The organism is Agathobaculum sp., from assembly GCF_022775115.1.
Lineage (GTDB): Bacteria > Bacillota > Clostridia > Oscillospirales > Butyricicoccaceae > Agathobaculum.
The window spans coordinates 1-25,403 of record NZ_JALFLA010000024.1 but is presented as its reverse complement, the minus strand read 5'-3'; the positions used below and the strand labels follow the sequence as shown (position 1 = coordinate 25,403).

Here is a 25,403-nt window from a genome sequence, read left to right as displayed (position 1 = left end):
TTTGTTATCCGGGAATAACGACAGGCGACACGAGTATGGTGCAAGGTGCTGGGTCGGGACACTATATTACAAACATCGAATATATGCTGGAAAGCCAATTCGGAAAGGAATAATCGTGCCGACCGAAATTATTGTCGCAGTCATCACCGGCTGCATCACGCTGGCCGGCGTGCTTATCAGCAACAGCAAGTCGCAGGCCGTGACCGAGACCCGGCTGGAGGAACTGACCCGCGAGGTGCGGGAGCACAACAATTTCGCCCGGCGAATGCCGGTCGTCGAGGAGCAGATCAAGGTGGCGAACCACCGGATCGCTGACCTCGAAGCACTGATGAGAGGAGGGAAGCCATGAAGGAGAGACTCATGAAGCTGCTGGACGTCAAGAGCATCGTGACGTTCGCGCTGATCACGGTCGTGTGCGTGCAGGCCATCCGCAACAACGTCGCGATGCCGCCCGAGTTTGTCGCGTCCATCGTGACGGCGATCGTGACCTATTACTTCACGCGAAAGGAGCCGCACGAATGAAGCTGCAGGGAATCGACGTCAGCCGCCACAACGGGGCGGTTGACTGGGAAAAAGCGGCGCGCGCGGGCATTCGCTTTGCGATTCTGCGCGCGGCCTACGGAAAGTCGGGCGTGGACGACCGCTTCGACGAAAATTATCAGGGCGCACGCCGCGCCGGTCTGCTCGTGGGCGCGTATCATTACAGCTACGCGCTCACCCCGGCGGACGCCCGCCGCGAGGCGCAGCATTTGCTCGCCGTGCTGAACGGCCGGGCGCTCGACCAGCCGGTCTGGTTCGACATGGAGGACGCGGACGGCTACAAAAAGAAGCACGGCTTCCTGTTCACCAAGCGGAACGTCTCGGCCATCACACAGGCGTTCGTGGACGAAATCCGGGCGTCCGGACGAAAATGCGGGGTGTACGCCTCCAAGAGCTGGCTTACGGACTATATCAAGGTGGACGCGGACGCGGTCTGGGTCGCCCAGTGGGCGGACACGCTGACCTACAACGGGCAGTACGACGTCTGGCAGTACACCGACGCGGGACGGGTCGACGGCGTGACCGGCAAGGTCGACCGGAACGTCTGCCGCACAGCATGGAAGAAGGAGGAGAAGAAAATGGCGGTTTACCGATATCCGAAGGACGTGCCCGAATGGGGACGGGCGACGGTCGATAAGCTCATTTCGCGCGGGCTTCTGCGGCCCGAGCCGGACGGGCGGGTCGATCTGTCGCACGACCTCGTGCGCGCGCTCGTCATCAACGACCGTGCCGGCGTGTACGACGCGTAGGGCGGGGCATACGCCCCGCAGCGGTCTTTTTCAAAAAAATTCTGAAAAACCGAAAAAATACCTTGACTTTTCCCCTCCCGTTGGGTATAATAATCTTCGTCAGCAGCGGTCAGGACCGCCGCATGGCGAAGATAGCCGGATTGTGTAATGGTAGCACGACAGACTCTGACTCTGTTTGTCTGGGTTCGAATCCTTGTCCGGCTGCCACTGAAAGACCATCGCTTTTGCGATGGTCTTTTCTCTTTTTCACAGAAACTTCGGGCAGAATTCGGGCAATTTTGACCATTTGGCGGCTGGAAATCCGGCAGACAACTGGATATAATAGTATTCGTGAAAAAATAAAGCTCTGTTCCACTTTTCAGGAGGCATTATGGTTAGAAACGATTTGAGAAATATCGCCATCATCGCGCACGTCGACCACGGCAAGACCACGCTGGTCGACCAGATGCTCAAGCAGGCCGGTGCGTTTCGGGAAAATCAGGTGGTGGAGGAGCGCGTGATGGACTCAGGCGATATCGAGCGTGAGCGCGGCATCACGATTCTGGCCAAGAATACCTCGGTGCACTACAAGGATGTCAAGATCAACATTGTCGACACGCCGGGGCACGCGGACTTCTCGGGCGAGGTCGAGCGCATCCTCAAGATGGTCGACGGCGTCGTTCTGCTGGTGGACGCGGCCGAGGGGCCGATGCCGCAGACCCGCTTTGTGCTGCAAAAGGCGCTCGAATTCGGCCATAAGATCATCATTGCGGTCAATAAGATCGACCGTCCCGACGCGCGTCTGGGCGAGATCGGCGACGAGGTGCTTGAGCTGCTGCTCAACCTGGACGCGACCGACGAGCAGCTGGACAGTCCGATCGTCTACTGCTCGGGCCGCGCGGGTACGGCTTCGATGAGTCCGACCGCCGAGGGGAGCGACCTGACGCCGCTGTTCGAGCAAATACTGGAGCACATCCCCGCGCCGCAGGTCGATCTCGATGGGCCGACGCAGATGCTGGTCTCCTCGATCGACTATAACGACTATGTTGGCCGCATCGGCATCGGCCGCATCGAGCGCGGCTCGATGAAGGTCGGCCAGACCGTGACCGTGTGCGATTATCACGGCAGCATCACGCCGTACAACGCTAAGCTCGTCACGCTTTACACCATTGAGGAGTTGGAGCGCAAGCCGGCTGACGAGGCCAAGGCGGGCGAGATCGTCTGCTTTTCCGGCATTGAAAACGTTGCCATCGGCGAAACGCTGTGCGCGCCCGAACGCGTGGAGCCGTTGCCCTTTGTCAAGATCTCCGAGCCCACGGTCGAAATGACCTTCTCGGTCAACGATTCGCCGTTTGCCGGGCGGGAGGGCAAGTACGTTACCTCGCGCCACCTGCGCGAGCGCCTGTTCCGCGAGCTGCTCAAGGACGTTTCGCTGCGCGTCAACGAGACTGACACGACCGACGCCTTCCGTGTGTGCGGCCGCGGCGAGATGCACCTTTCCATCCTGATTGAAAACCTGCGCCGCGAGGGGTATGAGTTTCAGGTCGGCGCGCCCAAGGCGCTGCTGCGCGAGGTGGACGGCGTTCAGTGTGAGCCAGTCGAGCGCATGATCGCTGATGTGCCGCTCGATGCGGTCGGCTCGATCATGGAGAAGATGGGCGCGCGCAAGGGCGAGCTGGTCTCGATGAACCCCAAGGGCGCTGACCGGATGCGGTTGGAATTTCTGATCCCGGCGCGCGGCCTGTTCGGCTACCGCACCGAGTTTTTGACTGACACTAAGGGCGAGGGCGTGCTGTCCTCGGTATTCCACAGCTACCAGCCGTACAAGGGCGAGATATCCAAGCGGCAGACCGGCTCGCTGATCGCCTTTGAGACCGGTGAGGCAGTCGGCTACGGCCTGTTCAACGCGCAGGAACGCGGCCCGCTGTTCATCGGCCCCGGCACGCAGGTGTATGAGGGCATGGTGATCGGCGAGAACCCGCGGGGCGACGATATGGCCGTCAACGTATGCAAAAAGAAGCAGCTGACCAATATGCGCGCCTCCGGCTCGGACGACGCGCTGCGGCTCATCCCGCCGCGCCAAATGTCCATCGAGGCCGCGCTTGAGTTCCTCGGCGATGATGAGCTGCTCGAGATCACGCCGGAGAGCGTGCGCATCCGTAAAAAGATTCTGTCCAACACCGAGCGGCTCAAAAAGACCAAGAGCAAAAAGGGCTGACATCTAACTTTGATATCATAATAAAGGAGTAGAACAACCTATGTCTATCAAAAAAGTGATCCACACCGGGCTTGCGCCCAAGGCCGTCGGACCGTATTCGCAGGCGATCGTCGCGGGCGGTATGCTGTACACCTCGGGGCAGGTGCCGATCGACCCCGCCACCGGCAAGATCGAGGCCGAGACGATCGAGGCGCAGACCGAGCAGGTCATGCGCAACCTGCAATATGTGCTGGCCGAGGCCGGTGTTTCGTTTGACCGCGTGGTCAAGACCACCTGCTTTCTCGCTGATATGGGCGATTTTGCCGCCTTCAACAGCGTTTACGGCAAGTATTTTCCGGAAAACGCGCCCGCGCGCTCGTGCGTGCAGGTCGCGGCGCTGCCGCTCGGCGCCAAGGTCGAGGTCGAGGTCATCGCCGCGCTCGGCTGACAGCCGCAGGCATGAAAAAAACCCCCGCGCATACTGCTGAGAAGGCAATATGCGCGGGGGTTGCCGTTTATACGGGGCTTTTTCGATCAAAGGAAGATATACTTGAGGATGAACAGTACTGCCAGCACATACATCAGCGGGGCGACCTTTTTGCCCTTGCCGGTGGCAAGGTTGAGCGCCACATAGGAGATGATGCCGATGGCGATGCCCTCAGAGATGCTGTAAAACAGCGGCATGGCGATGAGCGCGAGATAGGCGGGGATGGCCTCGGTCAGATTGTCCTCGTCAAAGCGGATGCTGGTCACCGTGCCGACCATCAGAAAGCCGACCATGATAAGCGCGGGCGCGGTGGCAAAGGACGGGATGGCGGTGAAGATGGGGGCGAACAGCGTGGAGAGCAGGAACAGCACGGCGGTGACCAGCGCGGTCAGGCCGGTGCGGCCGCCGGCGGCTACGCCCGCGGCAGATTCGACAAAGGTGGTCGTGGTCGAGGTACCGAGTACCGCGCCGGCCGAGGTGGCGATGGCGTCCGCCATCAGCGCGGGCTTGATGCGCGGCAGACGACCCTGCTCATCGAGCATGTCCGCCTTGGTGGCAACGCCGATCAGCGTGCCCAGCGTGTCGAAAATATCGACAAACAGGAAGGAGAACACAACGACAATGAAGTTGATGATGCCGACCGCGTTAAAATCGACCGAGAAGCACTGGGCAAAGGTCAGGCCGAGACGGCTGAAATCGGTTATGGTCAGCGTGGGGAACAGCGTGTAAAAGCCGGCCTCGGGATTGGGTACATACAGGCCGGCCAGCTGGCAGAGCATACCGAGAATCCATGTGAGCAGGATGCCGAACAGGATAGCGCCCTTGACACGGTAGATATACAGCACGGCGGTGATGAACAGGCCGATGAGCGCAAGCAGCGCGCAGATGCCGTGGGTGTTGAAGTTGTCCTTAAAGCTGGTCAGGGTGACGAGCGTTGCGCCGCTGACGCACAGGCCGGAATTTTGCAGGCCGATAAAAGCGATAAACAAGCCAATGCCGACCGAAACGCCCTTTTTGAGCGTCAGCGGGATGGCGTTGAAGATGGCCTCGCGCACGTTGGTCAGCGACAGGACGATGAACACCAAGCCCTCAACAAAGACGGCCAGCAGCGCGATCTGCCAGCTGTATCCGTAAGCACCGCAGACCGTATAGGCCATATAGGCGTTCAGGCCCATACCGGCCGACAACGCGAACGGCAGGTTGGCCATCAGCGCCATGCACACCGTACCGATGAAGGAGGCCAGCGCGGTCGCCAGCAGCACGGCGGTGGGATCCATGCCTGCCGCGCTCAGGATGCTCGGGTTGACGGCAAGGATATAGGCCATGGTCATAAAGGTCGTGATACCGGCTATGACCTCTGTTTTGACATTGGTTTTGTTTTCGGACAGCTTGAATACTTTTTCAAACATGCGATTACCCCCTTAAATTTCATTCTTTCCACAGTTTGCAGGCGGTATGCCTATTTCCCCTCATAAGACACGATGGATTCCACCGTATAGTCTTGGATGCGGTCGCGCCCGTGCAGCCCCGCAAGCTCCATCAGGCAGACGATCTTGACCACCTTGGCGCCAAGCTGAGTCAGCAGGCGGGCGGCGGCCTCAAGCGTGCCGCCGGTGGCGATAAGGTCATCGACCAGCACGACCCGGTCGCCGGGCTTTACATCGTCCTTGTGTACCTCGATGGTCGCCACGCCGTATTCCAGCGTATAGCTGGCCTCGACAGTCTCACGCGGCAGCTTGCCCTTTTTGCGAATGGGGATGAACGGCTTGCGCAGTTTGTACGCGATGGGCATACCGAACAGAAAGCCGCGCGATTCCAGCCCGGCGATCACGTCAAACTCCTCTTCATCCATCCGCGCGGCCATCTCGTCTACCGCAAGCTGCAAGCCCTCCGCGCTGCCGATCACCGTGGTGATATCCCGGAAAATGATACCCGGCTCAGGGAAATCCGGGATACTGGTGATATAATCCTCTATTTTGCGCATTTTTCCTCCTTCTTTTTGCGGGCGGCACCCGTCTTACCGGCCCGGATCGTGAGCATCGACCCGCGGCAGGCCATAAGACCATTGTAACAAACTTCTGACACTTGACAAGAGCAAAACGGAAAATTCGGCAAAATAATAAAATGTATGCGCCTTGCACCGCGTTTTTGCATTCACTTTTCACCGACGCGCGCGTCGCCGCGGCTGCGGCGGCGGGCGGGGTGCGGCCGAAATCCGCCCTTGCTTTTGTCCGCTCGGATGCCGTATACTGATAAGGCAGGCTGCGGCCACACAGTGTGCGCGGCGGCCGGCAGAAAGGGACGAGACAGATGAATATCACCAAGAAGGATGTCAACGAGCTGCGCCGCCGGCTGAAAAAGAGCGAGTGCAGCTTTGGAAGAATGAGCGGCTGCTATGTCAACAGCGGCAAGCAGGTCGTGCTCAAGTTTGTGCGCCAGTTCTCCGAATTGGAGGAGGACGAGTATTATAAATATCTGGAGATCGCCAAAAAAACGCTGTCCGGTACGCTGGGCGGTAATCTGCTCGAGCTGGAATTTGACCGCGGCGAGGACGCAGCCGAGCGGCAGAAGTTCCTGCTCGCGCTCAAGGCGAGCAAGCTGTCCGGCGAGGAGCTGCTCGACCGCCTGTATGAGCAGGTCATCGAGCAGTACGCCTATCCGGGCAATTATCTGATCTTGGTGTACCACGATATATACGATGTGATGACCAGAACGAGCGACGGCGCCGAGCTGGACGAGTCGAGCGAGGTGTATGAATACATCCTGTGCGCGGTCTGCCCGGTCGAGCTGGCCAAGCCCGCGCTCGGCTACCGGGAGGAGGAAAACCGCATCGGCGCGCGTGTGCGCGATTGGGTGGTCGGCCTGCCCGATCTGGGCTTTGTTTACCCGGCGTTCAGCGGGCGCGGCAGCGATGTAAACGCCGTGATGTACTACATTAAAACCGGCAAGCCCTCACACCCGGAGTTTGTGGAAAAGGTGCTCGGCTGCGTGCCGCAGCGCACGGCGGCGGAGGAAAAGCAGCTGTTCCACACCATCGTCAAGGATGCCTTTGGCGAGGAGGAAGAACAGGCCGACACGGCCTTCTTCCGGATACAGCAGGGCATTAGCGGCATGGTGGCCGAGCGCGAGGAGGACGAGACGCTCCCGCCGGTCAGCCTGACGGCTGAGGTTGTCAGCGGCTTGGCGGACGAGATCGAACTGCCCGCACCGGTGCGCGAGCGGCTCGAGAAGAGCTACGCGCAGTCCTTTGGCGACGTACCCCCGGCGGCGGCCAATGTGCTGGACAGCAAGGTGGTGGCCGAGGGCGCGGTGCGCGCGCACACGGCCGAGCTGGAGCAGAAGGTGGCCGTGCTCCGCCAGCAGCTGGCCGAGCGCGCGGACGAGGACGGCAGCGCGCCGTGGCAGGAGGATGATGCGCAGATCGTGCTGCGTATGCCCGCGGACAAGGCCGGGCAGGTGCGCACCGAGGTGGTGAGCGGACAGAAATGCCTGCTGATCCCGCTGGAGGGCGGCGAGTCAGCCACGATCAACGGGGTCAGCCGCGCGCTGTAAGGCGCGGTGTGCGCTCCCTTTTCATTTAATGTGTTGGTTTTAAGGCAACACCGCACAATTGCGCCTTCGGCGCTTTGCGAAAATTTTGCGCCCTGATTTCGTTGCAATTTCTTGTAATACATCAAGTATTACTGCAAAATTCTGCCTCGTCAGTACACAAAATTTTATCGCAAATCGCTCTTGCCGAATTATGCGGCGTTACCTTAAGTATTTCACTTTTGGTTCGTCGAAATGACGGAAAAGACTTCGCCGATCCAAGGCAAAGTCTTTTCAACAATCAGATAAATTGGAAGTTATCGAGTTCCTGTTTGGATAAATTGGACGAGCGCTTCAACATCATCGAAATCATCATAACCGCCGGTGAGCCCTTCACGATGATATACGATACCGGCTTTTTCATTGCGTTCGAGACAATCCAAAAGGGTTTTTTCTCCGTAGCGCTTTGCAAACAAAGTGAATCCGTATGGCTTGATTTTTGACAGCATTCTAAATTCCAATTTATGGAGCTTATCATACCATGACATGGAGCTATGTACAACAATGCTTGTTGGTAAAATCGCCGGGGTTTCGCTCACCAACATTTTAAGTTAATTGGGACGGTGTGTGCTCCCGCTTGAAAAAACACCTGCTGCTGTGGTATAATAGCCGCAAGACAGCCATTATACCAAGTATTTTATAATTATACCACCAGCGGCGCATGGGACAAGCGCCTTTACGCAATAGATGCCTGCCGCTGTGGTATAATGACTGCAAAACATTTTTGGAGCGGATCAGCAATGGCTTATGAAAAAAACAACCGCCGCCGTTCTCCCGCCGAGGATGACGGCACGCTCATCGAGGGCCGCAACGCGGTGCTCGAGCTGCTGCGCGCAGGTCGGGCGGTGGACAAAATATTTCTGGCCGGGGGCGCGCGCGGCGGCGATATTGCGGCCGAAGCGAAGAAGAACGGCGTGCCCGTGGTCGTGTGCGACCGCCGCAAGCTCGACCACATGAGCCCGACGGGCAGCCATCAGGGTGTGATCGCGCAAGCCGCCGCGCAGCAATATGTTTCGCTCGACGATATCTTCCGCGTGGCCGAGGCGCGCGGCGAGCCGCCGCTGCTTGTCGTGTGCGACGGCATCGAGGATCCGCACAACCTCGGCGCGATCATCCGCTCGGCCGAGACGGCAGGCGCACACGGGATTATCATTCCTAAGCGCCGCGCGGTCGGGCTGACGGCGGCGGTGGCGCGCGCGGCAGCGGGCGCGCTGGCCCATATCGGCGTGCACAAGGCAGGCAATCTGGCGGGCACGCTCGACACGCTGCGGGAGCGCGGCGTGTGGCTGTTCGGCGCGGAGGCCGACGGCAACGTCAGCCTGTATGAAGCGGCCTTCGACCGGCCGGCTGCGATCGTGATCGGCTCGGAAGGGCAGGGGCTTGGCCGACTGACCAGAGAAAAATGCGACTACATCGTCAGCATCCCGCTGCGTGGCCGGGTCAATTCGCTCAATGCCTCGAACGCTGCGGCAGTCATGCTGTTTGAGGCCGTGCGCCGCCGCATGAAGGCCGATTAAAGGAGGCAAACGGGAAACGATATGGACAGAAAAGACGATACAATGAATCTGGACGCGATCAAGGATTTCTTGAACGATGTGCCTGACAGCGGCGAGTTTGACCTCGATTCGATCATTGCCGAAGTGACCGGCGGTGCGCCCGCCGCGCCCAAGGCCGCGCCGCCGCAGACCGCACCCCGGCAGGCGCCGGTGCAGTCCGCGCCCAAGGCCGCGCCGCCGCAGTCCGCGCCCCGGCAGGCGCCGCCGCGTACGCAGGCTGCGGCCGCACCCAAGGCTGTGCCGGAGCAGACCGCGCGGCAGCCGCGTCCGGTACGTCGTCCGACAGCGAAGGAGGACACACCGCCCCCCGCGGCGGCGGCGGAGAGAGAGGACCCGCGCGCCGCGCGCATCGCCGCGCGGCAGGCCAAGGCCGAGACCGCCGCAACCGCCAGAGCCGCGCGCCGCGCCGCCCGTGACGAGGAGGACGCGGTGCCGCCTGCTCCCCGCCGTACACCCCGCGCGGAAAAGATGACTCGTAAGCAGGCTAAAGCCGCGCGCATTGCTGCCGAACAGGCCGAGGAGGAGGCCGAGATCGAGCTGCGTGACCCTAAGCAGGCCGTGCGCGCCTTCAAGCGCCGCGCACGAGGGTTGTCGGTGCGCGCGGTGCTTGTGCTGCTGCTGGCCGCCGCCGCGGCCTATCTGAGCATCGCGCCCGGGTTTGACGCGCTGCCTGTGCCGGTCGTGTTGGACGCGGTGGAAAACCCGTCGATCGCCATCGGCGCGCTCATTTTGCTGCAATTTATCGCACTGCTGTTGGGCATCGACGTGTTTGGTATGGGCTTTTACAGCCTGTTCCACGGCGCGCCTGACCGCGCTACGCTGGTGTCGGTCGCGGTGGTCGCGGCGCTGCTGCACGGCGCGTCGCTGGTCGTGTTCGAGGATGCGCCGGGCGTTACCGTTCCGTATCTCGCGGTCAGCATATTGATGCTGTACGCGGCGATGCGCGAGGAGCGCGGGCGCATGGCTGCGCGGGCGCGGGCGTATCAGGCCATTTGCTCGGCCGAGCGCCCCATGGCCGTTTACAGCCATTATGACCGGGAGGACGATGCCTGCCGCGCCGTCAAGGGGCCGCTGCACAGCGAGCGGGCCTTTCTCATCGAGATGGAGCGGCCGGACACGGTCGACCGCTTTTCCATGATCTATGTGCCGGTCGCGCTGGCCGCGTCGGTCGTTTTCGCGCTGGTGGCCTCGGTCGGACGGGGGGAGCCGCTGCGTTTCTTCTGGGCGTTCTCGGCTGTGCTTTCGGTCTCCGCGCCGCTCGGCATGCTGTGCGCGTTCGGCGCGAGCTATAAGAACGTCTCCCGCCGCCTGCTTGCCTCGGGCGCGGCCATTGCGGGCGCGCGGCAGGCCAATCTGCTGCGCGGCACAGAGGAGGTCGTGCTGCGCGAGAGCGACCTATTCCCGGCTGGCTCGGTCAGTCTGGAGGCGCTGCAGAACATGGGGCAGATGTCGGACGACAAGGTGCTCGCCTGCGCGGCTGCGCTGACCGACGCCGCCGGGCTGACGCTTGGGCGCGTGCTGACCGAGGCGACGCGCGAGCGCTATGGTGTGACGCTGACCGCCCGCAGCGTGCAGCTGGTCGAGGGCGGTGTGGCCGGCGAGATAGGCGGCAGCCGCGTGGTGCTCGGTACGCCCGCGCTCATGGTCAAGCTGGGTATACGCATCCGTTCGGGGCAGGGCGACCATGTGAATGCATATCTGGTCGTAGATAACACGCTGGCCGGTGTGCTCACGTTGCGCTACCAGCCGACCAAGAGCACCTACCACGCCATGCGGATGATGCGGCGGATGCACATGAACGCCGCGCTGGCCGTGCGGGATTTCAACATTTCGCCCGCAATGGTGGAGGGACAGTTCGACCTGCGCCGAGGCTTTGCCGACCAGCCCGATCCCGCATCGGCCGCGCGTATGCTGGCCGATGAGTACACCGAGGGCGACGCGCCCGCGGCCATCCTGACCCGGGAGGGCGCGGGGCCGCTGGTGCAGGTGCTCCGCTGCGCGGACAAGCTGGCCGGTGCGGTGCGCTCGAACCTGACGCTGGGTACATTCGCGGGCATCTGCGGTATGCTGATCGTGTTCTATCTGGTGTATCAGAACGCGGTCGGCGCGCTGCCCGTGCTGCACCTGCTGCTGTACCTGCTGATCTGGTATGTGCCGGTGTTCATCATCACCCAGCAGACACATTGAAAAGGGGCGCGTGCGCGCTCAGGAATGGAGGGGCGGTGCCGCAGGACTGCGGTGCCGTCCTTTTTCTGCCGCCGTGCCGTGTCAGGGTGTGCGTTTGGTCGCAAAGGAGCATGAAAAATGCACAAAAAACAGCTTGCATAGAGACGAGGAGTAGTGTATAATAACAAACAGGGAGTGTTGCTCCCGTTATCACAGTGCCCGTACAATGGCAAGGGCAGGGGAGTGTTTACATATGGCCAATTACCCGGTTAGTAAGATCCGCAATGTATGTCTGATGGGCCACGGCGGCGACGGCAAGACCTCGCTGATCGAAAGCCTGCTTAACACCGCCGGTGTGACCGACCGTGTCGGCAAGATCACGGACGGCAATACCGTATGCGATTTTGATTCTGAGGAGATCAAGCGCAAGTTCTCGATCTCGATGGCGGTCGCGCCGGTCGAATGGAACGGCTGCAAGATCAACCTGCTCGACACGCCGGGCTTCTTCGATTTTGAAAGCGAGGTAGACTGCGCGCTGCGCGTGGCCGAATCCGCGCTGATCGTCGCCACCGGCAAGTCCGGCCCGGGCGTCGGCACGGAAAAGGCGTGGGAGCGCTGCGAGGAGCGCGGCCTGCCCCGCATGTTTTACATCTCCAAGATCGACGAGGAAAACTCCGACTACTACACCGCGCTGCACAAGCTGCAAAAGCAGTTCGGCGTGAGCGTCGCGCCGATCGTCGTACCCATCTTCGAGGGCAACCGCGATACCGTCGGCGTGGTCGACTGCGTCATCCGCAAGGCCTATAAGATGGACGGCAACAAGCGCGTTGAGATACCGATCCCGGACAATATGGTCGACAAGGTCAACCAGCACCGCGCGGCGCTGTGTGAAAACGTCGCGGAGCTGTCCGAGGAGCTGATGGAGCGCTATTTCGCGGGCGAGGAATTTTCCGACGAGGAGCTGATCGCGGGCATCCGGCAGGGCGTCAGGGATTTGGTCATCGCGCCGGTGTTCTGCGGCACGGCGGCCACCGGCGTCGGCTCGTATGCGCTGCTCAAGGGCATTGCGGAGTTCATGCCCTCACCCGATGAGAAGCCTGCCGAGCTGTGCGAGGACGAAAAGGGCGAGCTGACCGAGATCGCCTGCACCCCCAACGGCTCGACCTGCGCGCTGGTATTCAAGACGGTCGCCGACCAATACGGCCGCTTCTCCTACTTCAAGGTCATGTCGGGCGAGGTCAAGCAGGATATGACGCTGGTCAACAAGCGCGCGGACGCCAACGAAAAGATGGGACACATCTACACCGTCTGCGGCAAAAAGACCACAGAGGTCCCGGTGGTCGGCTGCGGCGATATCGGCGCAGTCTCCAAGCTGGTCACCACCAAGACGGGCGACACGCTCTCGATGAGCGTGCGCAAGGTCGAGCTGGAGCCGATCGCGTTCCGCCAGCCGTGCTACACGCAGGGCATCGCGCCCAAGGTAAAGGGCGCGGAGGAAAAGATTTCCGCCGGTCTTGCCCGCCTGCACGACGAAGCCCCGTCGTTTGAGACCGAGTTTAACCCGGAAACCAAGCAGCACACCATCTCCGGCGCGGGCGACATCCATCTGGATGTGCTGTGCGCCAAGCTGAAGGATAAGTTCGGCGTCGAGGTCGAGCTGACCCCGCCGGTCGTGCCGTACCGCGAGAAGATCCGCAAGCCGGTCACGGTCGAGGGCAAGCACAAGAAACAGTCGGGCGGACATGGACAGTACGGCCACGTTAAGATGGAGTTCGCGCCGTATACCGAGGGCGATTATCTGTTTGAGGAAAAGATTTTCGGCGGCTCGGTGCCCAAGAACTTCCACCCGGCGGTCGACAAGGGCATCCGTGAGGCCATGGAGCACGGCGTGCTTGCCGGTTATCCGCTGGTCGGCCTGCGCGCGACCCTGCTGGACGGCTCGTATCACGACGTCGACTCCAACGAACTGTCCTTCAAGATGGCGGCGCGTCTGGCGTACAAGGCGGGCATCCCCAACGCCAGCCCGGTACTGCTCGAACCGGTCTGCTCGCTTAAGGTACTGGTGCCGGATTCGCACATGGGCGATGTGATCGGCGACCTGAACAAGCGCCGCGGCCGCATCATGGGCATGAACCCGGTCGAGGGCGGCAAGCAGGAGATCATTGCCGAATGCCCGATGGCTGAGCTAAGTGATTACGCGATTACACTGCGCTCGATGACGCAGGGACGCGGCTCGTTCGTCTCCCAGTTTGAACGGTACGACGAAGCGCCCGCTCCGGTGCAGGAAAAGGTCATTGCCGCTAACAAGGCAAGGCTGGAAGCGCTGAGCAAGGAATAAAAAAGGATAACACTGGAAACCGGCTGCGGTAACGCGGTCGGTTTTTTTATTCGCGTCAAAAAGGTATACTTATTTGGTAAATTTTTTGTTACATTATGTGGCGTCTCGTATGTGGACTTGTTCCGCCGACTATGTTATAATTTTAACAGATTATAAAACCAAGCAAACGGAGGCGTTGTGTGATGCACACTACCAGAAAAATCAACGATCATTTGGTCTACCTCGGCGGGAGCGACCGCCGTCAAAGCCGCTTTGAGAACCTGTTTCCTATCCCGCGCGGCGTTTCCTATAACAGCTATCTGCTGCTGGACGAAAAAACCGTGCTGTTTGATACGGCGGACGAGTCGGTCGGCCGCCTGTTCTTTGAAAATTTGGAGTACGCGCTGAATGCGCGCACACTTGACTATCTGGTCATCCACCATATGGAGCCGGATCATTGCGTGCTGCTGGAGGAGGTACGGCGCCGCTGGCCCGAGGTCAAGCTGGTATGCAGCGCCAAGGCGCTGGGCATGATGAGCCAGTTCTTCGGCGCGGATATGAGCGACTGCACGCTGACGGTCGGCGAGGGGGATAAGCTCTCGACCGGCCGGCATACGCTGCACTTTTTGACCGCGCCCATGGTACACTGGCCGGAGGTCATCATGACCTACGAGGAAGTCGACAAGCTGCTGTTCACTGCCGATGCCTTCGGCACGTTCGGTGCGCTCAGCGGCAATATCTTCACCGATGAGTTCGACTTTGACAAGGCGTGGATGGATGACGCGCGCCGGTATTACGCCAACGTCTGCGGCAAGTACGGCGCGCAGGTGCAGGCGATACTCAAAAAGATAAGCGCACTCGATATCGGCACGGTCTGCCCGCTGCACGGCCCGGTTTGGCGTGGCGGGGATATCGCGCCGCTGCTGGAAAAATACCAGCAGTGGAGCACCTATCAGCCCGAGGGAAAAGCGGTCATGATCGCCTACGCCACGATGTACGGCAACACCGAGAACGCCGCGGCCGCAATGGCTGGTCTGCTGGCCGAAAAGGGCGTGCGCGGCATCGCCATGTACGACCTGTCCGAGACCGATGTCTCCGAGCTGGCGGCGGAGAGCTTCCGGTGCAGCCATCTGGTGCTTGCCGCGCCGACCTATAACGGCGGCCTGCATCCCAAGATGGAGGCATATCTGCATGATATCAAGGCGCTCGGCCTGCAAAACCGCACAGTCGCGCTGTTGGAAAACGGAACATGGGCGCCGGTCGCAGCAAGGCACATGGCCACGATACTCGGTACCATGAAAAATATGACCGTGCTGGAAAATCCGGTCGCGGTCAAATCGGCGCTGGCCGAGGGCCAGCTTGCTGCGCTCGGCGCGCTGGCTGATACCCTCGCCGCCCAGCTTTGCGGCTGAGCTGCCGGACAGCCGCGCCTGGCGGCACATTTTGTCCCATGAATGCGCGTGCGGCGGTTCTGCTTTGTCCCCGTCCCGCATAGGATAGACCAAAAGCAGGAGGGACAATGCCATGATCGTTTATGCAACCAAGGTGACGGTGAAAAAGGCGATAGCGGGCGTGCTGGTGATCGGCGCGGTCGTGTGGGGCGTGGCCGCGCTCTCGCCGCGGGCGGCGGAGACGGTCAGCGCGCAGAACGCCGCGCAGTCGACCGATCTGAGCGGCAAGCTCAAAACCAATGAACAGCGCGTCGCACTGCTGGAGAGCTTGGGCTGGAAGGTCAACCCGGAGCCGCGCAGCGAGCGCGAGGTGCAGATACCCAAGACCTTTGACGACAACTATCAGGCGTACAACGCCATACAACTGGGGCAGGGACTTGACCTGACGCCCTATCAGGGCAAGCGCGCCACGCTCTACACCTATGAGCTGACCGAATATCCGACCGGCGCGCAGGGCGTTACCGCCAATTTGCTTATCCGGCGCGGCAGGCTGATCGCGGCTGATATCAGCGCGGCCGAGGCCGACGGCTTTGTGCACGGGATCACCGAGCAGCCGGGCGCGCAATAGGGCGGTGGGATCACCGCACATAGAGGGAACGCCGCACGGCGTTCCTTTTTGCTGCCGCCCTGTAAAGAAACATACTTTTTTTCAGAAGCCTATTGTGCAATTTGCAAAAAAGTGGTATGCTGTACTTTAGAATAGGTTGGCGGGAGGCACAAAATGCCGGCAATGCGTTTGGATAAATTGCTCACACAGCTTGGCTGCGGCAGCCGTAAGGAGGTCGGCGCGCTCATTCGGAGCGGGCGGGTCACGGTGGACGGTGCGCCAGTGCGCGACCCGGCCTGCAAGACCGACCCGGAGACGGCTGTGGTCGTGGTAGATGGTCGGCCGCAGCGCTATCAGGCGCAGCGGTATTTCATGCTCAACAAGCCGGCCGGGGTCATCACGGCCAGCCGGGACGGTCGCCACCAAACCGTGCTTGAGCTGTTCCCGGCAAGCCAGCGGCGCGGCCTGTTTGCCGTCGGGCGGCTGGATAAGGACACCGAAGGCCTGCTGATCGTCACCGACGACGGCGCGCTCAGCCACGCGCTGATGAGCCCCGCGCGGCATGTCGACAAGGTGTACGAGGCGGTGGTCGAGGGTGCGCTTGTGCCCGACGCGGCCGACCGCTTCGCCGCGGGACTGACACTGCGGGACGGCACGGTGTGCCTGCCCGCCGTGCTGGAGCGCTTGCCGGACAGAGCCGAGCAAACCGTGCGGGTGACGCTGCGGGAGGGCAAATACCATCAGGTCAAGCGGATGATTGCCGCCGTGGGCGGCACGGTTGTCCATCTGCGCAGGGTGTGGCTGGGCGGGCTGGCGCTCGACCCGTCGCTTGCGCCGGGCGCGTTTCGCGCGCTGACCGATGCGGAACTGGCGCTGCTGCAGGGGCAGGAGCGGGATGGCAAAAAAGAATTTTGAAATATTGACAAAAAATTTAAAAATTTTTGTACAAAAATGCAGAATGATATGATATAATGACTTAAAACGTACAGCGTTACCGCCGCCTTCTTGTGAAGAATGTCAGAATGGGCGGCGGCGGTAGCCTGCCCGCCTGTAAGAGGGCGAAAGAAAACACGATTGGCCGGACAGACGGTCAAAATGCGGGAAAGGTGATGGAGATGGCTTCAAGGTTGTTCCAGTCGATTATATTGCAGATGAAGGACACGGTGGACCGCACCATCGGCATTGTCGATGCGAGCGGCGCGGTCGTTGCGTGCACCGATCTGCCCCGGATCGGCGAAATGCGGGAGGAAGCCATCACCGAGCTTGGCTTTGCGGGCGAAATCGTGCGCTTTGGCGGCTATACCTACCATGCGACGGGCGACCGCGCTTCGCGGCTGGAATACGCTGTTTTTGTGCAGGGGGAGGACGAGCTGGCGCGCAGCATCTGCTCGCTGGTGTCGGTGTCGATCAACAACATCAAGACCCTGTATGACGAAAAGCACGACAAGGCCACCTTTGTCAAAAATATTATTTTGGACAATATCCTGCCGGGCGATATCTACATCAAGTCGCGTGAGCTGCACTTCGGCAATGATGTGCCGCGCGTCGTTTTTCTTGTGCGCCAGCTGCCCCCGGCGGACATCGCCGCGATCGACGTGGTTGCGGGCATGTTCCCGGACAAGCAGAAGGATTTCGTGCTGCATATCTCGGAGAGCGATATCGTCGTTGTCAAGGAGGTTAAGGCGGGGAGCGAGGTCAAGGATCTCGCCAAGACCGCGCAGGCGATCGAGGAGACGCTGGCAAGCGAGCTGTCGGTGCGATGTTTGATCGGCATCGGCTCGGTTTCCTCGCAGATGAAGGACATCGCCAAGTCGTTTAAGGAGGCGCAGACCGCTATCGAGGTCGGCGGCGTATTTGATACCGAAAAGGATATCATCAGCTTTGAAAACCTCGGCATCGGCCGCCTGATCTATCAGCTGCCGATCACGCTGTGCGAGATGTTTTTGAGCGAGGTGTTCAAAAAAGGTTCGATCGACTCGCTCGATCAGGAGACGCTGTTCACCATCCAAAAGTTTTTTGAAAACAACCTGAACGTGTCCGAAACCTCACGCAAGCTGTTCGTCCACCGCAATACGCTGGTTTACCGGCTGGAAAAGATCAAAAAGCTGACCGGGCTTGACCTGCGTGAGTTTGATCACGCGATCGTCTTCAAGGTCGCGCTGATGGTGCGTAAATATCTGGCCAGCCGCGAGGAAAACGCGCGCTGAGCGGTCGGGCGCTGTTTGGGCGATATTTACAAATTGTTCATCATATTGCTGCAAAACACCGTGCATTGACAGTTATTGTCGACTTGCGCGACCGGAGAATATCTGTTATAATGGACAAAGGTGTGTGGACCATGCACCTTTGTCTTTTTTGATAAGAAAAAGCTTCCGGGGAGGACTGTGTGTGATACGGATGAGCAATGCCACCATGGTGTACGACAACGGTACACGCGCGGTGAACAAGGTCAGCCTGCGCATCGACGAGGGGGAGTTCGTCTTTCTGGTCGGCGCGTCCGGCTCGGGCAAGACCACGATGATAAAATTGCTGACCGCTGAGGTGCGCCCGAGCGGAGGTAAGGTGCTGGTCAACAATTACAACGTCGGTGAGATGAAAAAGCGCCAGATCCCCTATCTGCGCCGGACGCTCGGCGTGGTTTTTCAGGATTTTCGCCTGATAAAAAGCAAAACGGTTTATGAAAACGTCGCCTTTGCCATGCGCACGATCGGCGCGAGAGGCAAGGCGATCAAGGAGCGCGTGCCCTATGTGCTCGATTTGGTCGGGCTGACAGGCAAGGCGAATGAAAAAACGCTCAACCTTTCGGGCGGCGAGCAGCAGCGCGTCGCCATCGCCCGGGCGCTGGTCAACAACCCGCGCCTTATCATCGCTGATGAGCCGACCGGCAACCTTGACCCTGCGCGCTCGCTTGAGCTGATGACGCTTTTCCAAAAGATCAACGAGCTGGGTACGACCGTGCTGATCGTCACGCATGAAAAGGGGCTGGTGGATGCGTTTGAAAAGCGGGTTGTGGTGATCGATCAGGGTGAGGTCGTGAGCGACCAGACAGGTGGGTATTATCAAATATGAGAAGTTTTGGATACTACTGGAAGGAAGGCTTCCGCAACATCTTCAAGCACGGCTTCATGTCGATCGCGGCTATCGCTATTATGCTGGCCAGCCTGCTTATGACAGGAACCGTCACGCTGATCGCATATAATATTGATCGGAGCATTGTGGAGCTGCAGCAGTCGAGCGAGATCGTCGTCTTTATCGACGAGACGCTGACCACGCGCGAAGCCAAGGCGCTGAGCAGCCGCTTTGATCGGATCGAAAACATCGCAACGATCAAGTTCGAGTCGCGCGACGAGGCGCTTGAGGCCTACCGGCTCGAGCTGGGCGAGGACGCTTCCATTCTGGACGGCTTTACCTCGCAGAACAATCCGCTGCGCAACAGCTTCCACTTTACGCTCGAGGATCCGACGCTCGCCGAGCAGACGCTCGAGCAGATCGCCGCGGTGGACGGCGTTGCCCGCGTCCGGGCGGACGAGGACACCATCGCCAAGCTAGTGCAGGTGCAGCGCGTGTTTAATATTGTGTCGCTGGCCATGGTCGTGGCGCTGGCGCTGATCTCGATCTTCATTATCTCCAACACGGTTAAGCTGGCCATGTTCGCCCGCCGGGAGGAGATATCCATTCAGAAGATGGTCGGCGCGACCAACTGGTTCATCCGCTGGCCGTTTGTGATTGAGGGTATGGCGCTCGGCCTGATGGCGGGTGTGCTGGCCTTTTTCGCGGAGTGGGGCGTTTATGCGGAGATCACCAAGGTGGCAAGCGGCGTCATCCCCTATTTTAAGATCGTGCCGTTTGAGCAGCTGCGGTGGCTGGTGCTCGGCGTGTTCGCGGGCGCGGGCGTGCTGTTTGGCATTGGCGGCTCGGTGACCAGCATCCGCAAGTTTATGGACGTTTGACCGGAGAAAGAAGCAAAGGAGCGTATAGCTGTTATGATGAAGAAAAAAACCGTCCGCGCGATTTCCTGTGCGATCGCGGGTATTCTGGTGATCGCCATGATCGCCTCGCTGCTGGCCTCCGGGCTGGCGTTTGCCGGCGCGGCCGACGCGGGCGAGCTGAAAAGCAAGCTGAGCGATCTTGAGGAGCGCAAGGCGTCAGTCAAGGCGCATATCGCCGAGCTGACCCGGCAGGCCGAGGACGTGGAGGCGACCCGCGCCGCGCTGCAAAGCGAGATCGACCTGACCCGGGAGGAGATCGCCGTAGTAGAGGACTACATAGCGCGCCTGCAGCAGCAGATTGATGTGAAGACCGTTGAGCTGGGTGTGGCCGAGGAGGCGCTGGCGGACAAGGAGGAGCTGTTCTCCACCCGCATCCGCGAGATGTATGAGCAGGGCGACACGACCTATCTGGACATCCTGCTCAATGCGTCGAGCTTTTCCAATATGCTCTCCCGCATCGAGATCGTGACCCAGATCATGGATTACGACAAGCAGGTCGTGGCCGAATATACGGCCGCCAAGGAAGACATCGAGGAAAAGCGCGACGATCTGCAGCAGACGCAGAATCAGCAGAAGGAATACCAGCAGAGTCTGGGTTATAAGGTAGAGGAGCTTGCCGCGAGCGAGGCTGAGCAGGCCGCGCTGCAAAAGAGCCTTGAGGCCTATAAGGCTGAGAGCGAGGCCGAGTACGACCGTCTCTCGGCCGAGATGAACGCGGTCAGCGACCAGATCGCCGCGCTGAGCCGCCAGTCGGCGGCTTCGGGCATGGTGCCGATGGGCGACGGTACGCTCGTCTGGCCGACGCCGAGCTGCACGAGCACGTCAAGCGCGTATGGCTGGCGCACCCACCCGATCTACGGCACACGCAAGTTCCACGCGGGCGAGGATATCCCCGCGGCCTACGGCGCGCAGATCGTTGCGGCGGCTTCGGGTGTGGTGCTCAAGGCGGGCTGGGCGTCCGGCTATGGCAATTACACGGTCATCGACCACGGCGGCGGACTGGTGACGGCTTACGGCCATCAGTCGGGCTTTGCGGTCTCGGCAGGGCAGACGGTCACGCAGGGACAGGTCATCGGCTATGTCGGCTCGACCGGCAACTCGACCGGCCCGCACCTGCATTTTGAGGTGTATGTTAACGGTTCGACCGTCGATCCGAAGAGCTATTTCTGATCCCAGCACGCAAGCAGGGGCATCACAGCGGGGGAGAGCGGCGCCGCTCTCCCCCTTTTTTGGAGGGATGCAGGTTGAAGGAAAGCAGAACGCTGCATGAGCGGCAGATATCGCTTGGCACAGCGCTCATGCTTTGCGTGATGGCGGCGGTGGTCGGCATTGCAAGCTGCTATGTGGGCATGAGCTGGCGCACGCAGGCCGTGCAGAACAAGCTGCGTGAGATCGACCGGCTGGTCGCGGACAGGTATGTGGGCGAGCTGGACACCGCGCAGCTGGCCGACTATGCCGCCGCCGGTTATATCGCGGGACTCGACGATCAATGGTCGGGCTACATACCGGCCGAGCAGTACGCCGCGTACGCGCTGCGTTCGGAGGGCAAAAGCAGCGGTATCGGCGCGTCAGCTGTAACGAGGGAGGACAGCATCCGCATCAGTCTGGTGTATGACGGCTCGCCCGCGCAGGCCGCTGGACTGGAAAAGGGCGACTGGATCATCGGCGCGGACGGATTGACTGTCGCGGCGGACGGCGCGCAGGCCGTAGTGGACGCGATACAGGGCGAAGAGGGCGAGCCGGTCGAGCTGACCGTGGAGAAATTGTCCGGTGCGGTCGAGCAGCTGACGCTGACCCGTGCGGTCGTACCGCAGAAGATGGCATGGGGCACGCTGCTGGACGGCGGCGTGGGGTATCTGCGTATCGAGAGCTTTGTGGAAGGCTCGGCCGAGCAGTTCCAGACCGTATTGGACGCGCTGCTCGAGCAGGGCGCGCGGGCGCTCGTGCTTGATGTGCGCTTCAATGGCGGCGGACTGGTCAAGGAGATGAGCGCCATGCTCGATCCGCTGCTGCCTGCGGGCACGATCATCACGCTGACCGGCAAGGACGGCAAAAGCACTGTGTACAGCTCAGACGAGGCGATGCTCGACCTGCCGCTTGCCGTGCTGATTGATGACCGGTCTATTTCGGCGGCCGAGTTTTTCGCCGCTGCTTTGCAGGAGTATGAGCGCGCCACGCTCGTCGGCGTGCATACGACCGGCAAGGGGCGCGCCCAGCGTACCTACACGCTGTCGGACGGCTCGGCGGTCAACCTGTCGGTCGAGACGTATTACACGCCCGAGGGGCGCAGTCTGGCCGATGTGGGCATCGCGCCAGATGTGGAGGTCGCGCTTTCCGACGAGCAGCGCGCGGACTTTTACTTTCTGACGGCGGAAAACGACACACAGCTGCAAAAAGCGCTCGAAATACTTGCATGATCGCGCCGCCGCAGCAGAAAAATATGCAAAAATGAACACTCTCGCTTGACAGAGCGGGAGAGCTTACCTATAATAAGGAAGTATTACACGGCCGCAATCGGGCCGATCACTGAGAGTTAAGAGGGTTTGCGATCATGGCAAAAGAAATCAAGCTGACACAGGAAAGTTTGGACGCTTATAAAAAGGAGCTGGAATACCTCAAGACCACTCGTGCCGACGAGGTGGCCGAGCAGCTCAAGGAGGCGCGCTCGTTCGGCGACCTGTCCGAGAACGCCGAGTATGACGAGGCGAAAAACGAGCAGGGCAAGCTTTATTCGCGCATTGCCGAGCTGGAAGAGATCATCAAGCAGGCGGTCGTTGTTTCGGGCGACACCTATGCCGCGGACGAGGTTTCTCCCGGCTGCCACTTCGTGGTAAAGGATCTCGAGCTCGATGAGGAGGAGTCATACCACTTCGTCGGCTCGCAGGAGGCAAATCCGATGGAGGGCAAGATATCCGATGAGTCGCCCTTCGGCAAGGCCATGCTGGGCAAGAAGGCCGGCGCGGTCGTCGAGGTGGAAGCACCAGTCGGCGTGGTCAAATACCAGATCGTCTCCATCCACAAGTAAAGCGGACACGCGCCGGGGTCGGCCCCGGTCTGCATTGATTTATAAACAGAAAGATGGGATCAACACTATGGCAGAACAGCATCAGTCTCAGCAGGAGAACGAGCAGACCGCGGAGGAGCTGCACGAGCTTAAGCGCATCCGCCGCGAAAAACTGGCCGAGCTGCAGCAAGCGGGCGCTGACCCGTTCCGGCAGGTGCGGTTTGCGCGCGATCATCACACCGTCGATATCCATACTCGGTTTGACGAGCTGGAGGGTAAGACCGTCCGGCTGGCCGGGCGCATGATGTCCAAGCGTATCATGGGCAAGGCCTCGTTTTCCGACCTGTCCGACCGCTATGGCCGCCTGCAGCTTTATATCAAGCGCGATAATGTGGGCGATGAGGTATACAAGGGCTATAAAAAGTTCGATATCGGTGATATCATTGGTGTGTCGGGCGAGGTATTCCGCACCCAAAAGGGCGAGATATCGGTCGCCGTGCAGGAGCTGACGCTGCTGTCGAAAAACCTGTCTCCGCTGCCCGAAAAGTGGCACGGCCTGAAGGACACCGACATGCGCTACCGCCAGCGCTATGTTGATCTGATCATCAACCCTGAGGTGCGCGAAGTGTTTGAAAAGCGCTCGGCCATCGTGCGCGAGATCCGCAATTTTATGGATGCACGCGGCTTTATGGAGGTCGAGACACCCTGCCTGAACACCATTCCGGGCGGTGCGGCCGCGCGGCCGTTTATCACCCACCACAATGCGCTCGATATTGATATGTATATGCGTATTGCGACCGAGCTGCACCTCAAACGCCTGATCGTCGGCGGTTTTGAGCAGGTGTATGAGATCGGCCGCATCTTCCGCAACGAGGGCATGGACACCCGCCACAATCCCGAGTTCACCACGATCGAGCTGTATCAGGCTTTTACCGACTACCACGGCATGATGGACATTACGGAGGATATGGTCGTGCACGTCTGCGAAAAGGTGCTCGGCACGACCAAGGTGACCTATCAGGGGATCGAGCTGGACTTTGCCAAGGGCTGGAAGCGCATGACGATGGCCGAGGCGGTCAAGGAATATGCAGGCATTGATTTTATGGCGCTCTCTGCTGAGCAGGCGCTTGAGGCGGTCAAGGCCAAGGGACTGGAGATCGAAAAGGGCAAGGAAAGCTGGGGCGATTTGATGAGCCTGTGCTACGACGAATACGTCGAGTCAAAGCTGATACAGCCCACCTTTATCACCGATTACCCGGTGGAGATATCGCCGCTGGCCAAGCGCAAGCCGAGTGACCCGCGCCTGACCGAGCGCTTTGAGTGCTTTGTCTACGGCCGTGAGCTGTGTAACGCATTCTCTGAGCTGAACGACCCGATTGATCAGCGCGGGCGCTTTGAGCATCAGGCGGCGCTGCGCGCGGCAGGCGACGAGGAAGCCAGCATGATGGACGAGGATTTCCTCAGCGCGCTTGAGTACGGTATGCCGCCCACAGGCGGCATGGGCATGGGCATTGACCGTCTGGTGATGTTCCTGACCGATTCGGCGTCGATCCGCGACGTGCTGCTGTTCCCGACGATGAGGCCGATTGACCAGTAAAACGCAAAATGCAGTGCGGTAACGGTGAATTTCAAATGAGAGTGTCTCGGCTGATACATCACTACACCACAATGCACCGGTCTGTTGCAATTTTCAAGAAAAGCCCCCATATAGGGCGGTGCAAAATGGAAGAATAAGATTTGGTGCAGCAGATGCACCGCAGAGCAAGAAGCCATCCGGCAGGTATGCCACAGAAATGTGACGTACCTGCCGGATTTTTGATTTACTTTGCAGGAAATAGTCCATCGCCAGCAAGTCGGTATCCTCCGCACCGGCTTTTGCCAGCATAGCTGCTATCCGTTTGGCTATATTGCACGCTTGAACATATTTCTTATGCTTTAGAAAATCATTCCATCGTTTTTCGATGGCAGCAGTGCCATACAGCAGCTCGACCAACTGCTTAGTTCCGTTTTCAAAACCGTTATCCGCAAGCAGTTTGTCAACGACATACTTGTTGTTGCCTCAAATCAGCATTGACCGAAGTTTGCTTATGTACGCAAGGAACTCATCTTCAGTCATAGCAAGCAGCTTTCTCTTGGTAAAAGACTGGTAGTACGCCTTTCGCTCCTTGCGTTCATTACGGTTTTCGTCGTAATAAGCAGCATTGTGTTTCTCTTTCTGCAAAAATGCAGCTACGGCTGCTTGCAATTTTTCTTGGTTCATGCTCTCACCGCCTCACAACGTTTACAGCGTTTCTACAAATTGACTCATGCTGGCGGCGCCCGGCAGGAGATTTTCCCTGACCCGAAACACCGTGTCATATCTGCTGTTCTTCGCAGCGATGGCAGTCCATATAGGTGTTAGATCAGAACCATCTTGAAAAGTATCACCGGGTCTACACTGGGCCGCCCGTTATCTTCGCTGTACAGTGGTTCCACCATTTCGTACAGTCGGTTAAAATCTACCGCCGCATCTATTTTTCTCAGCAGATGGTCTTGGGGGACCAAACTCTCTGTGTCTACCATTTCTACGATTCCACGATCCAGTTTTCCACGCTCCAGCATCTTTCATCACCCATACTCATTTTATCATATGCATAGGAAAAAGCCCAGCCGTAGCCGGACTTTTTCGACAGGCTGAAAAGAGGATGCCTTCCGGCATCCTCTTTTTTCGTCCGCATACACGCTGCCGGCATCAAACATTAAACCGGAACAGCACCACATCGCCGTCCTGCATGACATATTCCTTGCCCTCCGAGCGGACAAGACCCTTCTCGCGCGCGGCGGCAAGCGAGCC

25 protein-coding genes, 1 tRNA gene and 1 pseudogene are annotated in these 25,403 nt (G+C 59.8%); 20 read left to right on the top strand and 7 right to left on the bottom strand.

Translation table 11 applies throughout. The features are described from left to right. Positions 1–112: 112 nt before the first annotated feature. The 6 genes from MR935_RS03630 (at position 113) to MR935_RS03605 (ending at position 3,913) form a co-directional block, all read left to right on the top strand. Positions 113–349: a hypothetical protein gene (locus MR935_RS03630; RefSeq protein WP_442863004.1), complete on the top strand. Its 237-nt coding sequence runs from the start codon at positions 113–115 to the stop codon at positions 347–349. Next, the gene (locus MR935_RS03625; protein WP_290571134.1) at positions 346–522 is read left to right on the top strand and encodes a hypothetical protein; all 177 of its coding nucleotides are present in this window, start codon (positions 346–348) and stop codon (positions 520–522) included. Before MR935_RS03630 ends, MR935_RS03625 begins: the two co-directional genes overlap by 4 nt. After that, a complete protein-coding gene (locus tag MR935_RS03620; RefSeq protein WP_290571132.1) occupies positions 519–1,289 on the top strand; it encodes a glycoside hydrolase family 25 protein in 771 nt (256 codons plus the stop codon). Before MR935_RS03625 ends, MR935_RS03620 begins: the two co-directional genes overlap by 4 nt. A gap of 133 nt (positions 1,290–1,422) precedes the next feature. Next, a tRNA-Gln gene (locus tag MR935_RS03615) sits at positions 1,423–1,496 on the top strand. A gap of 163 nt (positions 1,497–1,659) precedes the next feature. Beyond that, entirely contained in the window at positions 1,660–3,486 is a 1,827-nt protein-coding gene (gene typA, locus MR935_RS03610) for a translational GTPase TypA (protein ID WP_290571130.1), read from the top strand. Positions 3,487–3,526: 40 nt separating this feature from the next. After that, on the top strand, positions 3,527–3,913 hold the full coding sequence (locus MR935_RS03605) for a RidA family protein (RefSeq protein WP_290571128.1): 387 nt from the start codon (positions 3,527–3,529) through the stop codon (positions 3,911–3,913). A gap of 86 nt (positions 3,914–3,999) precedes the next feature. Here MR935_RS03605 and MR935_RS03600 read toward each other — a convergent pair whose 3' ends face one another. Both MR935_RS03600 and MR935_RS03595 read right to left on the bottom strand, forming a co-directional pair. Further along, complete coding sequence (locus MR935_RS03600; protein ID WP_290571126.1) at positions 4,000–5,361, bottom strand: NCS2 family permease; 1,362 nt, start codon at positions 5,359–5,361, stop codon at positions 4,000–4,002. Between the two features lie 50 nt (positions 5,362–5,411). Continuing rightward, positions 5,412–5,936 carry an adenine phosphoribosyltransferase gene (locus MR935_RS03595; RefSeq protein WP_290571125.1) on the bottom strand — a complete coding sequence of 175 codons (525 nt, stop codon included), beginning with the start codon at positions 5,934–5,936 and terminating at the stop codon, positions 5,412–5,414. A gap of 326 nt (positions 5,937–6,262) precedes the next feature. On the opposite strand from MR935_RS03595, the gene MR935_RS03590 reads away from it, so the two are divergent. Beyond that, the gene (locus tag MR935_RS03590; protein ID WP_290571123.1) at positions 6,263–7,504 is read left to right on the top strand and encodes a DUF4317 domain-containing protein; all 1,242 of its coding nucleotides are present in this window, start codon (positions 6,263–6,265) and stop codon (positions 7,502–7,504) included. Positions 7,505–7,797: 293 nt separating this feature from the next. Here MR935_RS03590 and MR935_RS03585 read toward each other — a convergent pair whose 3' ends face one another. Beyond that, on the bottom strand, positions 7,798–7,989 hold the full coding sequence (locus tag MR935_RS03585) for a hypothetical protein (protein ID WP_442863003.1): 192 nt from the start codon (positions 7,987–7,989) through the stop codon (positions 7,798–7,800). Positions 7,990–8,280: 291 nt separating this feature from the next. Here MR935_RS03585 and rlmB point away from each other — a divergent pair, with 291 nt between their 5' ends. The 13 genes from rlmB (at position 8,281) to lysS (ending at position 24,167) form a co-directional block, all read left to right on the top strand. Continuing rightward, positions 8,281–9,057, top strand: a complete 777-nt coding sequence (rlmB, locus tag MR935_RS03580; protein ID WP_290571121.1) for a 23S rRNA (guanosine(2251)-2'-O)-methyltransferase RlmB — start codon at positions 8,281–8,283, stop codon at positions 9,055–9,057. Between the two features lie 21 nt (positions 9,058–9,078). Then, positions 9,079–11,283 carry a hypothetical protein gene (locus tag MR935_RS03575; protein ID WP_290571119.1) on the top strand — a complete coding sequence of 735 codons (2,205 nt, stop codon included), beginning with the start codon at positions 9,079–9,081 and terminating at the stop codon, positions 11,281–11,283. 232 nt (positions 11,284–11,515) lie between these two features. Continuing rightward, positions 11,516–13,600, top strand: a complete 2,085-nt coding sequence (locus tag MR935_RS03570) for an elongation factor G (protein WP_290571117.1) — start codon at positions 11,516–11,518, stop codon at positions 13,598–13,600. A 182-nt stretch (positions 13,601–13,782) separates the two neighbouring features. After that, the gene (locus MR935_RS03565) at positions 13,783–14,991 is read left to right on the top strand and encodes an FprA family A-type flavoprotein (RefSeq protein WP_290571115.1); all 1,209 of its coding nucleotides are present in this window, start codon (positions 13,783–13,785) and stop codon (positions 14,989–14,991) included. Positions 14,992–15,103: 112 nt separating this feature from the next. Continuing rightward, on the top strand, positions 15,104–15,598 hold the full coding sequence (locus MR935_RS03560; RefSeq protein WP_290571113.1) for a DUF4830 domain-containing protein: 495 nt from the start codon (positions 15,104–15,106) through the stop codon (positions 15,596–15,598). 153 nt (positions 15,599–15,751) lie between these two features. Further along, on the top strand, positions 15,752–16,492 hold the full coding sequence (locus MR935_RS03555) for a pseudouridine synthase (protein WP_290571111.1): 741 nt from the start codon (positions 15,752–15,754) through the stop codon (positions 16,490–16,492). 200 nt (positions 16,493–16,692) lie between these two features. Next, positions 16,693–17,784: a PucR family transcriptional regulator gene (locus MR935_RS03550; RefSeq protein WP_290571110.1), complete on the top strand. Its 1,092-nt coding sequence runs from the start codon at positions 16,693–16,695 to the stop codon at positions 17,782–17,784. Between the two features lie 181 nt (positions 17,785–17,965). Then, a complete protein-coding gene (gene ftsE / locus MR935_RS03545; protein WP_290571108.1) occupies positions 17,966–18,646 on the top strand; it encodes a cell division ATP-binding protein FtsE in 681 nt (226 codons plus the stop codon). Then, a complete protein-coding gene (gene ftsX / locus MR935_RS03540) occupies positions 18,643–19,527 on the top strand; it encodes a permease-like cell division protein FtsX (RefSeq protein ID WP_290571106.1) in 885 nt (294 codons plus the stop codon). The genes ftsE and ftsX overlap by 4 nt, the downstream gene beginning before the upstream one ends. A 33-nt stretch (positions 19,528–19,560) precedes the next feature. Continuing rightward, positions 19,561–20,736: a murein hydrolase activator EnvC family protein gene (locus MR935_RS03535; protein ID WP_290571104.1), complete on the top strand. Its 1,176-nt coding sequence runs from the start codon at positions 19,561–19,563 to the stop codon at positions 20,734–20,736. Positions 20,737–20,810: 74 nt separating this feature from the next. Further along, the gene (locus MR935_RS03530) at positions 20,811–21,983 is read left to right on the top strand and encodes a S41 family peptidase (protein ID WP_290571102.1); all 1,173 of its coding nucleotides are present in this window, start codon (positions 20,811–20,813) and stop codon (positions 21,981–21,983) included. Between the two features lie 134 nt (positions 21,984–22,117). Then, positions 22,118–22,591 carry a transcription elongation factor GreA gene (gene greA, locus MR935_RS03525; RefSeq protein WP_290571101.1) on the top strand — a complete coding sequence of 158 codons (474 nt, stop codon included), beginning with the start codon at positions 22,118–22,120 and terminating at the stop codon, positions 22,589–22,591. 67 nt (positions 22,592–22,658) lie between these two features. Then, the gene (gene lysS, locus MR935_RS03520) at positions 22,659–24,167 is read left to right on the top strand and encodes a lysine--tRNA ligase (RefSeq protein ID WP_290571099.1); all 1,509 of its coding nucleotides are present in this window, start codon (positions 22,659–22,661) and stop codon (positions 24,165–24,167) included. 93 nt (positions 24,168–24,260) lie between these two features. Here the strand turns inward: lysS and MR935_RS03515 are convergent, their stop codons facing one another. The 4 genes and pseudogenes from MR935_RS03515 to MR935_RS03500 all read right to left on the bottom strand — a co-directional run. After that, positions 24,261–24,563, bottom strand: coding sequence for a hypothetical protein (locus tag MR935_RS03515; protein WP_290571097.1), 303 nt, complete (start codon positions 24,561–24,563; stop codon positions 24,261–24,263). 66 nt (positions 24,564–24,629) lie between these two features. Further along, a complete protein-coding gene (locus MR935_RS03510) occupies positions 24,630–24,830 on the bottom strand; it encodes a hypothetical protein (protein ID WP_290571095.1) in 201 nt (66 codons plus the stop codon). 140 nt (positions 24,831–24,970) lie between these two features. Continuing rightward, positions 24,971–25,171: pseudogene (locus MR935_RS03505) on the bottom strand (IS5/IS1182 family transposase); the annotation flags it as partial. Between the two features lie 130 nt (positions 25,172–25,301). Next, a partial coding sequence (locus tag MR935_RS03500) for a DUF933 domain-containing protein (protein WP_290571138.1) occupies positions 25,302–25,403 on the bottom strand: 102 nt, incomplete at its 5' end.